Source organism: Spirosoma aerophilum, assembly GCF_054782495.1.
Genome location: NZ_BAAGSJ010000004.1, coordinates 93,328 through 105,449, shown reverse-complemented (window position 1 = coordinate 105,449; position 12,122 = coordinate 93,328). Strand labels below are relative to the sequence as shown.

The 12,122-nt window shown below is 52.5% G+C and carries 12 protein-coding genes; 8 read left to right on the top strand and 4 right to left on the bottom strand.

Going from position 1 to position 12,122, the window contains the following annotated elements; genetic code table 11:
* On the top strand, positions 1 to 1,119 hold the full coding sequence (locus ACYVK4_RS02375; protein WP_461125884.1) for an ABC transporter permease: 1,119 nt from the start codon (positions 1 to 3) through the stop codon (positions 1,117 to 1,119).
* Between the two features lie 150 nt (positions 1,120 to 1,269).
* Positions 1,270 to 2,574 carry a TolC family protein gene (locus tag ACYVK4_RS02370; protein WP_461125883.1) on the top strand — a complete coding sequence of 435 codons (1,305 nt, stop codon included), beginning with the start codon at positions 1,270 to 1,272 and terminating at the stop codon, positions 2,572 to 2,574.
* A 32-nt stretch (positions 2,575 to 2,606) separates the two neighbouring features.
* Here the strand turns inward: ACYVK4_RS02370 and ACYVK4_RS02365 are convergent, their stop codons facing one another.
* The 3 genes from ACYVK4_RS02365 to ACYVK4_RS02355 all read right to left on the bottom strand — a co-directional run bounded on the left by ACYVK4_RS02365 (position 2,607) and on the right by ACYVK4_RS02355 (position 5,903).
* The gene (locus ACYVK4_RS02365; RefSeq protein WP_461125882.1) at positions 2,607 to 3,116 is read right to left on the bottom strand and encodes a GNAT family N-acetyltransferase; all 510 of its coding nucleotides are present in this window, start codon (positions 3,114 to 3,116) and stop codon (positions 2,607 to 2,609) included.
* Positions 3,117 to 3,263: 147 nt separating this feature from the next.
* Positions 3,264 to 3,710 (bottom strand): IS200/IS605 family transposase, encoded by a 447-nt coding sequence (gene tnpA, locus ACYVK4_RS02360; RefSeq protein ID WP_461125881.1) that lies wholly within the window; start codon positions 3,708 to 3,710, stop codon positions 3,264 to 3,266.
* A 315-nt stretch (positions 3,711 to 4,025) separates the two neighbouring features.
* A complete protein-coding gene (locus ACYVK4_RS02355) occupies positions 4,026 to 5,903 on the bottom strand; it encodes a family 43 glycosylhydrolase (protein ID WP_461125880.1) in 1,878 nt (625 codons plus the stop codon).
* Between the two features lie 27 nt (positions 5,904 to 5,930).
* Here ACYVK4_RS02355 and ACYVK4_RS02350 point away from each other — a divergent pair, with 27 nt between their 5' ends.
* Positions 5,931 to 6,386 carry a hypothetical protein gene (locus tag ACYVK4_RS02350; protein WP_461125879.1) on the top strand — a complete coding sequence of 152 codons (456 nt, stop codon included), beginning with the start codon at positions 5,931 to 5,933 and terminating at the stop codon, positions 6,384 to 6,386.
* Between the two features lie 257 nt (positions 6,387 to 6,643).
* Positions 6,644 to 6,961, top strand: coding sequence for an antibiotic biosynthesis monooxygenase family protein (locus tag ACYVK4_RS02345; protein WP_461125878.1), 318 nt, complete (start codon positions 6,644 to 6,646; stop codon positions 6,959 to 6,961).
* A gap of 23 nt (positions 6,962 to 6,984) precedes the next feature.
* On the opposite strand, the gene ACYVK4_RS02340 is transcribed toward ACYVK4_RS02345, so the two are convergent.
* Positions 6,985 to 7,914 carry a cation diffusion facilitator family transporter gene (locus ACYVK4_RS02340; protein ID WP_461125877.1) on the bottom strand — a complete coding sequence of 310 codons (930 nt, stop codon included), beginning with the start codon at positions 7,912 to 7,914 and terminating at the stop codon, positions 6,985 to 6,987.
* A gap of 367 nt (positions 7,915 to 8,281) precedes the next feature.
* Here ACYVK4_RS02340 and ACYVK4_RS02335 point away from each other — a divergent pair, with 367 nt between their 5' ends.
* The 4 genes from ACYVK4_RS02335 (at position 8,282) to ACYVK4_RS02320 (ending at position 12,070) form a co-directional block, all read left to right on the top strand.
* Positions 8,282 to 8,809, top strand: a complete 528-nt coding sequence (locus ACYVK4_RS02335) for a PAS domain-containing protein (protein ID WP_461125876.1) — start codon at positions 8,282 to 8,284, stop codon at positions 8,807 to 8,809.
* Positions 8,787 to 9,017: a cysteine-rich CWC family protein gene (locus ACYVK4_RS02330; protein ID WP_461125875.1), complete on the top strand. Its 231-nt coding sequence runs from the start codon at positions 8,787 to 8,789 to the stop codon at positions 9,015 to 9,017. The genes ACYVK4_RS02335 and ACYVK4_RS02330 overlap by 23 nt, the downstream gene beginning before the upstream one ends.
* A 127-nt stretch (positions 9,018 to 9,144) precedes the next feature.
* Entirely contained in the window at positions 9,145 to 9,522 is a 378-nt protein-coding gene (locus ACYVK4_RS02325) for a hypothetical protein (protein WP_461125874.1), read from the top strand.
* A 193-nt stretch (positions 9,523 to 9,715) separates the two neighbouring features.
* Positions 9,716 to 12,070, top strand: coding sequence for a TonB-dependent receptor (locus tag ACYVK4_RS02320; RefSeq protein WP_461125873.1), 2,355 nt, complete (start codon positions 9,716 to 9,718; stop codon positions 12,068 to 12,070).
* Positions 12,071 to 12,122: the final 52 nt, after the last annotated feature.

The window sequence follows — 12,122 nt, the reverse complement described above, 5'->3', positions numbered from 1 at the left end:
ATGCTGCAAACGGCATTTAGCTTTCTGAAATACGACAAGGCCAAGTCGATTGGAGCGATGGTTGGTATTACCCTGTCGGTATTTCTGGTTGGTCAGCAAACGGGGGTATTTCTGTTTCTGACCAACTCCATCATCAATGTAGTCAACAGTAATCGGCAGTATATCTGGATTGTTGACGAGAGCACTACCGATGCTAACAAGCTGGTGCCGCTGGATGTGCGGATTGGTCGGGAGGTAGCCAGTATGACCGGTGTAAAGCAGGTCCATGAAGTCGTTATATCGGCGGGTTCGGTGAAGCGACTCAACGGAAAAACCGCCGGTCTTTCGCTCATCGGTGTTCAGGCCCCTGCCTATGCCGGGATGTGGAATGTCGAGCCGGGCACCTCACCCAACCAACTGCTGACCGAGGGGGCGTTATTCATGGATCTCTTTTCGGAAAACCTGAAGGATGTCAAAGTAGGGGAAGCTTTCGAACTGAACGGAAAACGGGTTTACAAAGCCGGACAAACCCGGGGTACACAGGGGCTGGGTATCGACTATGCCTTTACGACCATTGAACGCGCCCGGAGTCTGACAGGCTTTTCGCCCGACAAGGTCAGCTTCTTTCTGGTGGAGGCACGGCCCAATGTAGACAAGACACAACTGGTAAACCGCATTAACGCGGCCATTCCGGGCATTCGGGCCTGGACGGGCGAAGCCTTTGCGGAAAGTACCTTCACGCGGGCCGTGGTATCGGGTGGTTTTGCTGCCACGTTCGGCTTCCTGATCGTATTTGCCATCATTGCGGGCTTCGTCATTATCGGCCTTACGCTGTACTCGGCGGCCAACGAACGAATCCAGGATTACGGAACGCTGAAAGCCATTGGTGCCACCAACCGCTACATTGCCCGGCTCATTCTGCTTCAGGCCATGATTCTGGCAGTTATTGGTTATGGCATCGGGCGACTGTTTGTGGAGGGGTTTCGATTGCTGCTGGTGTCAATCGGTTCCAACTTCACCTTTTCTCCCTGGCTCGAAGTCGGCTTCATCAGCGTAACCCTTTTCATTGCGGTGGGCGGCAGTTTGTTCGCCATCCGGCGTATCACATCGCTGGAGCCCGCATCGGTATTCAGGCGGTGAGTATCTTACCCCGCCCCAACCCCTCCCCTTGAACTAAGGGGAGGGGCTATGTCAACGGCTACTCCTTTTTTAGCCCCTCCCCTTAGTTCAAGGGGAGGGATTGGGGGTAGCATGCCACCAATCTACGACCCTCTAATTCATTCAATTCCTATGAAGTCGCTACTCGCTATAGTCTTCTTTACCCTCGCTTTTTCGCTCGTCGGGAGGGCGCAACCGGTTAATCTTACGCTGGATCAGGCTCTCCGTCAAGCGCAGGAAAACCGGTTGGAGTTGCTGAACGGACAACTGCAAACGCAGATTGCGGAGAGCGACGAAGCTCGCCGACGCGCTCGCTGGCAACCGCAGGTGAAGGCCGCAGCCGATTTTCGGTGGAACACGCAAATTCAGCAAAGTGTCATCAAAAACGCGCCCTTTGCCAACGGGCAGGATGTGGTGCTCCGGTTCGGGACGCCGATCGCCAACGTGTTGAATGTACAGGCCGAACAGAAAATCTACGACGCCCAATCGCCCATCGACCGGCGGATCAACCGGGTCAATGTGGCCGCTCAGCAGACGACGCTGGAAAAAACAGCGGTCGATATTCGGCAGCAGGTGACTGAAGCCTACTATCAGGCCGTTTTCAATCGGGAGAAAATCCGGCTGTCGGAGCGGGCCAGAACGCGGGCGCAGGGGTATCTGGAACAGGCGCAAACCCGCTTTCGGGCGGGCTCACTCCTACAAACGGATTTCGACCGGTTCGCGCTCGATCTCAGCAATGCCGAGCTCACCTACCGCAACGATCAGCGCGACTATTCACTTAGTCTGGACAACCTCCGCTACCGAATCAACACCTCACAGGCCGTTAAACCTGCCGATTCTTTAGGGACCTTGTTTGCCCAGTTTCAGGATCAGAATGGAGCCGCAGGCAGCCGGGTAGAACTGAAACAGGAAGAGTTGAGCCGGCAACTGAATGAACTGAACCAGCGACGGGAGCAGGCCCGTCTTGCGCCGGTCGTGTCGGCTTACGGGGCTTATTTTGCGCAGCAACTGGCCGATGGGTTCAATCCATTTCAGGCTGATACCTGGTATCGGTACAATTACGTGGGTGTTCAGGTCAGCGTCCCAATTTTCGATGGGCGGCAGGCCCGGCTCAACCGGCAGGACTATGTACGTCGCGCCCAGGTGAATCAGAACACCATCCAGCAGCTCAAAAACGACTTCGATTACGAAACCCGTTCGGCTAAAAACACGCTGGAACAGGCCCGCGAAAACCTCGCCGAAACCCGGAAGAACATTCAGCAGGCCCAACGCATACTCGCTGTCGATCGGGTTCGTTTTGATGCGGGTACGCTGTTGCTGGCCGATTTTCGGAATAGTGAATACAGTCTGCAACAGGCCGAGACGAACTACCTCCGTGCGGTATATGACGCGCTGGTAGGTCAGTTGCAGCTACGGAAGGCAACGGGTAGTTTATAGGGCGCTGATGGGGCCCCTATCAAGCATCAGGACTAGAACGTCATCACATAAAACTGACAGGTAAATGACTGCCCAAACTCCACCATCTCCCGCTGGTACGTGGGAGTAAAACCGTAGCGTTCATAAAACTGCATCAGTTTGGGCCTTGAGGCATCGGTTTCGAGTTGCAGGGTTTTAATGCCGCGTTTCAGGCACTCCTCCCGGCTGAAGTCGATGATAGCGGCAAACAGGTTTTGCCCGTTGAACGGTCGGCGAATGGCTAGTTTGTGAATGAATCCTGAAGTGTTGGGCGGTACATCGGGCCAGTAGAGCGGGTCGGTCCACTGCAGGATAAAGACCCCGGCCGGTTCGGGACCAGCCCCTTCTTCGCGGTCGGCGTAAAGTACAAACAGGTTGCCCTTGGTGTGTTCATCCAGTAGGTTCTCGGCCGTTAGCGTATCAACTTGCCAGAGTTCGCGGTCGTTGTCGGCGAGCCACTGGCCGACTTCACGGAGGATAGTCAGGGCAAGCTCGGGCTGGTCGTTTCGGAAGGTAAACTGCATGAGTAGGTTGTAAAGGTGTATGTGTGTGGTGAGTTGGGTAGTATGCTGGGCGTGTGTCTATGTATCTATCTATTGGGTATCTCCATACGCTGTGCCGCATCCGTAAGCTACGCATACGGTGATCCACAGTCAACTCCTTCGGAGTTGTTAGGTGAATAGGTGTTTTTCGTCGTAGGATACACCGTTTTCATCGAGTAGTACTTTGTATTCATCGGTGAAGGTCACTTGTTTATGGTGCTCTTTTTGCTTTTTGATGTAGTTGATGACGCGGTCACGCTCTTTGATCGAGTAGGTGAAGGCACCGTATCCTTCGGCCCATCCTTCGAAATCAGGAAACAATCCACTGGCTTTCATCCAGAGCGAGCTGGCTACTTTGATGTCTTTAACGAAGTCAGCTAAGGCTATCGACGGATGCAGATCACTCAGAATGTGGATATGGTCTTCCACGCCATTTATTCTAAGTAGTGTCCCTTTCTTGTTTTTTATGACGCCCCAAATATATCTGTATAACTCTTCACAATGAGCATCCGTAATGGTTGGATGTCTATACTTGGTGCCAAAAACAATATGATATAAAATCTGTCGATAGCTCATAGCCTGTAAGATAAGTACAGGCTGGTTTTTAGTCAACTTATTTTTTGTTTGGGTATATATGTTGTATGTGTAGTGTCAGTCCTATACTACGCCCCGCACTGGGTGGTGCCCGCGCTACGTACAGCCCCGCACTGCGTACGGGGTTATCCACAGTCAACACCTCCGGCGTTGCGATGTGGTACAACGCCGGAGGTGTTGACTGTGGATAACCCTAGGTGTAACCTAGGGCAGATGGATAACCCTAGGTGTAGTCTGGGGCAGATGGTATAGTTAGGTGTAGCCTGGTGTGGTCTAGCCATGTACCTGATACAGAAGCTATTGCTTCTTGCCCAGTCCTGATCCGTCGTCGATCACCTTACTCAATACCGATACGCCATTTTCGTCGAACGCTTCGATGGCGAAGTAATAAGGGACATCGACGTTGAGCGCGCGGAGTTCGAAGGTGTTGGGCTGGTCATTCCAGAACTGGTAATTTTGATACAGTTTGTCGGGGGCAATGCCCCAGCGGATGTTATACCCCACGGCACCCGGTACTTTACTCCACGAGAGGTCGGCGTTGCGCTGGTCTTTCTGGCGTTTGGCCGTGAGGGTGGCCGGAGTCGCGGGCACTTTTCCGAGTCCGTTACCAAATACCCGGAAGGCATTGATGGCCAGGTGCGACCCGGCAACGTACACATGTTCGTAGCGCACGTAGCGGGCCCGGGCAGGCTTGTCTAACGGTACATAGGCGCAGGCGCGGTCACGTTTGGGCTCTTTGCGGTCCGACGTATCGGTTAGATCGGCCACAACCGTCCACTTTTTGTTGTCCATCGACGTCAGGATTTTGAACTGGGTATACACCGTTGAGTCGGAATCGTAAACGGTTTGTCGGTAGTCGATGTAATCGACCTGCACGGCCCGTATATCCCGTTCGGCACCCAGGTCGAGGGTGAGCGTTTCGCCGGGTTTGTTCTGGCCTGCCACCCAGAACGTGCGCGGGTTTTCATCCGTCGTCTTATCGGCCGACAAGGTGTCTACGGCAGATGCTTTAAAGGTCGACGATGCCACGGCGGGTTTGCGGTAGGAGAGAAGCATCCAGCCCGTGAACAGCTCGTCGGTGTTCATCCCGTTCTGGGTTGGAATATTTTTATCAGGCAGATAATGCGGAAAATCGCCGAAACGGGTGTTGGCAAACATTTGGTCGTCTTTGTCAAAACCAGCGGGATTCATCACAATCCGTCGCTCCATGCCCCAGTTGTGTCCGATCCAGGTTGTGCCCGTATTCCAGTAATTCCCAAAATTATCCTGAAACGTATTGCCGTGGCCGCATCCCGTAGCAAATCCGCCCGGCTTGTACGCCACCGGATTGTAGGGCGCATACTCGAATGGCCCCAGCGGATCTTTGCCAACGTAGGTGCCGTTGCCGTAGACATTGTATTCCGTACCGGGCGCACCGTACTGCAAGTAGTATTTGCCATTGTGTTTGGTCATCCAGGCTCCTTCGGTAAACGGTTTGAAGGGGTCGGAGTGGTTCGGGCCGAAGCGTTCCCAACCGTGCTTGTAGGGGTCGAGCCAGAGCATGGCTTTGTAGGAAGCCGCCGGGTTATTACCGGCATAGGTCAGGTTGCGGCTTTTGTCCAGCTCGGCACCAAACAGCGGATACACATTCGAGGAGCCCCAGTACATGTACCATTTGTCGGTATCGTCGTCGTGGAAGAGTGCCGGGTCCCAGGGGCCAATGTCTTTGGGTAGGCGGGGTAGCCAGCGATTGAAAAACTTGAGTTTCCCTTTCTCGGGTTCGGTGGAGTAAAAAATAGGACGCTGCTCAAAGGTTGATTGAAACAGGTACATCGTATCGCGAACGGACAATGCTGCCGGGGCGCACATATCTTCCATGGGCCACTTGTCGGGCACGATGTATTTCCAATTGACCATATCTTTCGAATGCCACCAGCCGCCCTGAATCGTGACAAACAGGTAGTATTCTTTCTTATGGTTGATGATAACCGGGTCGGCTCCGGAGCGATACGAGATTTTCTCGTTCAACTGTTCGAAATTATACCGATAGCTGATATCCATCGGGTTACAATAGGTTAGCTTCGGCTTTTGTTGCGCTATGGTTGCATGATAACCGGTTGCTAATAAGCCGATTAAGAGAATAAGAAAGGTCAGGAAACGCACGACGTTGTCAGGTTTGGTACCGGTAGTTAACATTTGTAGAGGCTCACAAGTTAAGCACCTATGACTGATATAAACAAGACTCTCCTGCAATCGCTGGGCAGCGGTTTGGCCGGTGCCTGTGCGCTGACGGCCCTCCACGAAACGGTACGCCAGTTCGTTCCCGAAGCTCCCCGCGCCGACATTCTGGGCATGCGGGCTATTAAAAAAATAATGGAAAGTGCTGATGAAGAGCCACCCGCCGATGATGAATTCCACAACTGGGCCTTAGGTGGTGATGTGCTGTCTAACACTATTTATTACAGTCTGATCGGGCTGGCCAAACCTGAAAACGCCGTCCTGACGGGAGCTGCCCTGGGGTTGGCTGCGGGCGTTGGTGCCGTTGCTTTGCCCGGACCAATGGGCCTCGGCACAGCGCCCAGCAGCCGGACACCCGCCACAGCCGCCATGACGATTGGCTGGTATCTGGTGGGCGGACTCGTAACCGCAGGGGCTTTTGCATGGCTGAAGCGTCGCTGATAACCGGGCTTGATTTTAATGTACGTCAACAAAGCGGATACGGGGCTACTCCGGTCCGCTTTGTTAGTTACCGTTGGCCGCCATGAGTCAGGCTGCCAGGGTCAGTCCATGCATTCAGAGTGAGATTTATTTTTGAAATAATGTCAATTCTTTCATTTAATCAACGGTAATGCCAGTAAATCGTTATATTTAGTTCACAAATACTAAGAAACAGAAAATGAACCGATATCCTATGGTAAAAATGTATACTTATTGATATGATTGCGTCAACCCCTTCACCGCCTTATTATGCTGTGATTTTTACATCCATTCGCACCGATTTCGACAAGGGCTACAGCGACATGGCTGCCCGTATGGTCGAGATGGCCCACGAACAGGTGGGCTTCCTGGGTGTCGAATCGGCCCGGGTCGATATAGGCATTACCGTATCGTACTGGGAAAGTCTGGAGTCGATTCGCGTTTGGAAAGAGAAGGCTGAACACCGGATTGCCCAGCAAATAGGCCGCGAACGCTGGTACGACAGTTATAAAGTTCGCATCTGTAAAGTAGAGCGGGATTACGGGTTCGAACTGTGACCCGGCTTTTTAATGATCGTTCGCTAGCAGACTTCGGCACCGTGGTCGGCCCCGGTGCCAACTTCGGTTTCCAGAGTGGCATGGCTTATTTTATGGTGTTCGAGCCGGTGCCGGGCATCTGCTTTCAGGGTGTTTACGGCATCCGGGGTTAGATTCGTCGCCAGCACAAGGTGGGCGGTAATGGCATTTTCAGTAGTGCTCATGGCCCACACGTGCACATGATGGACGGCCTCCACACCGGCAACCGACCGTAGATCAGTCAGCACTTTCGGCAGGTCGATGTCAGCGGGTACCCCATCCATCGACAGGCGTAGGCTGTCGGTCAGCAAACGCCAGGTCGAACCCATAATAACGACCGCCACCAGAACGCCAATGATCGGGTCGAGCCAGGTCCAGCCGGTGTAGCTGATGATGACGCCCGCTACAACGACACCCAGCGAGACCAGTGCATCGGCTGCCAAATGCAGATAGGCGCCTTTTACATTCAGATCATGGTCTTTGTCGCGGAAGAACAGCAGGGCCGACACGCTATTGACGAGAATACCAATACCGGCGACCCAGGCTACGGAGCCACCGGCAACGGGTTCGGGATGGCGGAAACGGCTGATGCTTTCCCACAAAATGGCTCCGATGGTGATTAGCAAAATAACGGCATTGGTCAGTGAGGCCAGCACGGTACTTTTCCGATAGCCATAAGTAAAGCTTGGTGTTTGGCGCACCCGTGCCAGCCGGAACGCCAGCAACGAAAGCAGCAGGCTGGCCACATCGCTGAGGTTATGTCCCGCATCGGCAACCAGTGCCAGCGAATTGTAATGGAAACCAAGAACGAACTCAACAACAACATAGACCGTGTTTAGAATGGCCCCAATAATTAATGCCCGATTAATAGAGGTAAGAACCGTTGGACCGTGGTGGTGCCCGCTATGGTCATGATGTGCGTGATCGTGTGTCATATAATGTTTACGCGTGGCGCATTTTCAGTAACGCTGTATGTATAACGCGGTTTTTGATAAATTGGCCGTCAGATAATCTATAAAGATTACCAACAAAACCTGGTTCAATAATTGTACCGATCGTTTATGAGCCGAAAGCCGCAGCCCTATTCGCCTGAAAATGAAAATAATAAGCAATCAGAGCCATGGCTATCATACAATATGGTTAATTATGCAGTTACCTTGACATATAAATACAGTCGAATTAAACCAAAAGACTGGTAGACAGTCAAAAAGAGACCAACTGGCACGCAAATTTGTTAGGGTATCCAATGGGACCACCATAACTTTCTGTTAATACTGGCCAGAAGGTCTTACATTCGTTATTATGAACTTTACTGGACCTTACGACAAACAACTTGCTGCACAGCCGCAGCCTTCTCTGCTGACGCCCCTCCTGGCGGGCTGGGAGTTTAGGGAACGGCCAACCCTCCTGACAGGGAGTGCGGGTTGGCGAGCGTTGGCCAAAATGCAGAATTGGGCCTTAACCGCTCCGGTTCGCCATGACCTGTTGAGTGATCAGTGGGTTATTGTTGTGACCGATACGAACCAGGTAATTCAATACGTAAACCCGCATTTCGAAACAATGACCGGATACAATAGCTACGAAGCTGTTGGGCGTCGTCCGGCTTTTCTGCAAGGGAAAGATACATCGATAGTGACCCGTAATCGAATCCGGCAAGCGATTGAGTTGAAGAAGTCTGTGAGTGAAAAAGTGTTGAATTATCGAAAGGACAGCACACCTTACTGGTGCCAGATTGTCATTCGACCGATCGCTAACCAACAGAAAGAAATCGTCAATTTTATCGCATTCGAGAAGGAAATTTCTGCCGATGAAGCCGCTGTTGAGCAATAAACAGGAACACACTAGCTGCCCGCGTTGCCAACGTACCTTCGACTGTCGGGCTGAGGAAGTCAGTCAGTGTCAATGTCAGGCTGTTGCCTTAACTGAACCTCAACAGAACTACATCCGATCTTTATACGAAGGATGTCTCTGCGCAACCTGTCTGCTGGCTCTGCAAACAGACTATCAGTCAGCGATGGTGCAGTGTCAGAACAGATAAACAGTATACTTTAGCGTTTACACAGAGGTGTTTCACAGCGAAACACCTCTGTTTGTGTATACCGAACGGATAAAAAAACGGGTGCTTTCATCTCGCATGTTCGATCAGGACCTACCTTTGCCTGTCCATGAAAACCGCTCTGCTCTTCCTGCTGCTTGTTGCAACGATGCTGCCTGTTGTCAGCCCCTGGGGAACCATTGCGTATTATCATGTGAATAAGGACTACATTGCCCGTGTGCTCTGCCAGAACCGGGATAAACCCCAACTCCACTGCGATGGGCAGTGTTATCTGGCTAAACAACTGAAAGTTCAGCAGGACAAACAGGACAAAGAAACGACAGAACGGGTGCAGCATATGCCCGTATTACAACTGTTTTGTCAGGCAACAATCCCATTTCAATTTCGTCGGCATCTGGCTTTGCTGTTGTCGACTGATTTTTTTGCCTATCATCTTCCTGTTTACACGGCTCCCTTAGCGGGCTCGTTTCATCCTCCCCAGGTTTAAGTCACCCTACTTTCCTGTCAGCCTGCCTGTCCGCCCTTGCGGACGGAATAACTCTGTCGTTTTCCAGACAAACGTATTGGAAGATGGTGCGCGGATTTATTCGGTAGTCTGATACCTGATCGATTCGAAGACACAACGATTGGTTGGCCTTCGAATCCTCTCGTCCTTCATTTTCTCGACTTAAACTACTGTCATGACTGTTTATAAACTGTTCATAACCTTCGCGTTATGGACAATAAGTGCATGCTGTGCTCTGGCACAGCCTATTCCGTCGGGACTTGTCTTCGACGCCCAGACCAACGAGCCGCTACCCGGCGTGACACTGATATTCGCTACCGGAAAAGGTGTACTAACCGATGCAAATGGTCGATTCGACCTAACCGCTAATATGACCCGCCTGACTGTATCGGCCATTGGGTATCGACAGCAGGAGGTGCGTATTTCACCTGGCCAACCCGTTCGCATTGCACTCGAACCCGCTGTTGAAGACCTTCAGCCGGTGGTCGTAACGGGTAACCGGGAAGCTGCCCTCCGCACCGAAACACCCATGGCAATCTCAAAACTGTCCGCTAAACTCATCAACGAAACCAAACCCACGGGCATCTACGAAGTCATCAACAAAACCCCGGGGGTGCTTATGGTCAATCTGGGAAATGAACAGCACATGATGGCCATTCGACAGCCGATGACGACAAACGCGTATTTTCTGTATATGGAAGATGGCGTGCCCGTTCGGCCAATGGGCGTTTTCAATCACAATGCCCTGCTCGAAATGAATCAGTTTACGGTCAGCTCCATCGAGGTGGTCAAAGGCCCCGTGTCATCCATTTATGGGCCGGAGGCTGTGGGGGGCGCGGTAAACTTCATAACCCAACGGCCAACAGCGGTGCCAACGGCGCGGGCGGGTATTCAGGTCGATCAGTGGGGATATCAGCGAGTACAAGTGGGGGCGGGCACTACGCAGGGTAAATTCGGCATCTACGTTGGGGGCTTCATCTCCCGGCAGCGTGACTCCTGGATGGCTCGCTCAAACTACGACAAGTCGTCGTATTTCGCCCGGCTCGAATATGCTTTTACGCCCCGAACCCGCCTGACGGGTACGCTGTCCTATAACGATTATAATTCGCAGACCAGTGGCAGCGTCGACAGTACCGCTTTCTTTTCGCGGCAGTATGTGAGTACCACCGATTTTACGTATCGTAAAACAGTCTCACTGCGTAGCCGCCTGACGCTGGAGCACGATTGGAAAGATGGACGGTCCGACGTATCGGCTCAGTCGTTTTTTACGGCCTTCGTTCGTAATAACAGCGTTGGGCAAAACCCGGCTTACGCCATTCGGTGGGTAACCGGGGCCGCCACAGCTACGGGTCAGATCAACAGCAATGATTTCAGGAGTTACGGGGTCATTACGCAGCATACGCAGAAACTGAATTTTCTGAACAGCAAACTGATTGCCGGTGCCACCCTCGACCTGTCGCCCAATACGTACTACGCCTATCAAACCAATCTGACCACCCAGCTCCGGGCCGACAAACGATCTGTTGAGAAATACACGCAGGTAGACGAGCGGCCCGATATTCAGCTGGCAAACTACCAGGCCCACATTCATAATATGGCGGTTTATGGTCAATATGAGTTCGAGCCATTACCCAAACTGCGGCTGTCGGCAGGGCTTCGTTATGATCGAATGGCGTTTGATTACACCAATGCGCTGGATAACAGTACGGGTAGTAAAGACTACAGCCAGGCCACGCCGAAACTTGGCGCTACCTATGACCTTGGCCGGGGAGTGGGCATATACGGCAACTACGCAAAGGGCTTTTCGCCCCCCGCCCTCACGGCTATTTTCCTCAAACGCACCACACCAACAACTGGCGGTGATGTATTCTATTACAACCTGCAACCCGCCAAATTCGATAATATGGAAATTGGGGGCTGGGCCTCGTTGCTGCATAATAAGCTGTATATCGATGCCGCTCTCTACCAGATGAACGGAATCAATGAACTTCTCAACATTCGCCAGCCCGACAACTCCACCGACTACCAGTCGGCCGGTCGGACACGGCATCGGGGTGTTGAGTTAGGCATCACCTATCGGCCGTCGAAACAGGTGTTTTTGCGGTTTGGCGGGACGCATGCCGTACATCAGTTTGTGGCCTTCACGCTCAGCCAGCGGGCATCTGATGTAGTGCAGAACGTGAACGGGAAAGACATGCCATCGGCCCCGCGTACGCTCTGGAATACCGAAATCAGCTACTATCCGGCCTGGTTGAAAAACTTTCGTAGTTCGCTGGAATGGCAGCATGTCGCGGGCTGGTACCAGAACCAGACCAACACGGTCAGCTACGGTGGGTACAACTATGCCAATGCCCGCGTAGGGTACCAGTGGAAAGGTATTGAGGTGTTTTCCAATGTCCTGAATGTGACGAATGTCCTTTTTGCTGCCAACGCGACGCGGGGTAACAATTCGGCCGATCGCACCACCTACACCCCGGCGGCTCCGCGCACGTTTGTGTTTGGGGTTCAGTATAATTTTTCGGGTAAATGACAACGGGTACTTCAATCATTCATCAAGGAATAAGACGCGAAGGGTCGCGTCT

Coding starts and splice junctions, on each gene's coding strand:
- ACYVK4_RS02345 (WP_461125878.1), top strand. CDS start 6,644: ATGATTGCGTCAACCCCTTCACCGCCTTATTATGCTGTGATTTTTACA.
- ACYVK4_RS02330 (WP_461125875.1), top strand. CDS start 8,787: ATGAAGCCGCTGTTGAGCAATAAACAGGAACACACTAGCTGCCCGCGT.
- ACYVK4_RS02340 (WP_461125877.1), bottom strand. CDS start 7,914: ATGACACACGATCACGCACATCATGACCATAGCGGGCACCACCACGGT.
- ACYVK4_RS02355 (WP_461125880.1), bottom strand. CDS start 5,903: ATGTTAACTACCGGTACCAAACCTGACAACGTCGTGCGTTTCCTGACC.
- ACYVK4_RS02365 (WP_461125882.1), bottom strand. CDS start 3,116: ATGCAGTTTACCTTCCGAAACGACCAGCCCGAGCTTGCCCTGACTATC.
- ACYVK4_RS02335 (WP_461125876.1), top strand. CDS start 8,282: ATGAACTTTACTGGACCTTACGACAAACAACTTGCTGCACAGCCGCAG.
- ACYVK4_RS02370 (WP_461125883.1), top strand. CDS start 1,270: ATGAAGTCGCTACTCGCTATAGTCTTCTTTACCCTCGCTTTTTCGCTC.
- ACYVK4_RS02375 (WP_461125884.1), top strand. CDS start 1: ATGCTGCAAACGGCATTTAGCTTTCTGAAATACGACAAGGCCAAGTCG.
- ACYVK4_RS02325 (WP_461125874.1), top strand. CDS start 9,145: ATGAAAACCGCTCTGCTCTTCCTGCTGCTTGTTGCAACGATGCTGCCT.
- ACYVK4_RS02320 (WP_461125873.1), top strand. CDS start 9,716: ATGACTGTTTATAAACTGTTCATAACCTTCGCGTTATGGACAATAAGT.
- tnpA (WP_461125881.1), bottom strand. CDS start 3,710: ATGAGCTATCGACAGATTTTATATCATATTGTTTTTGGCACCAAGTAT.
- ACYVK4_RS02350 (WP_461125879.1), top strand. CDS start 5,931: ATGACTGATATAAACAAGACTCTCCTGCAATCGCTGGGCAGCGGTTTG.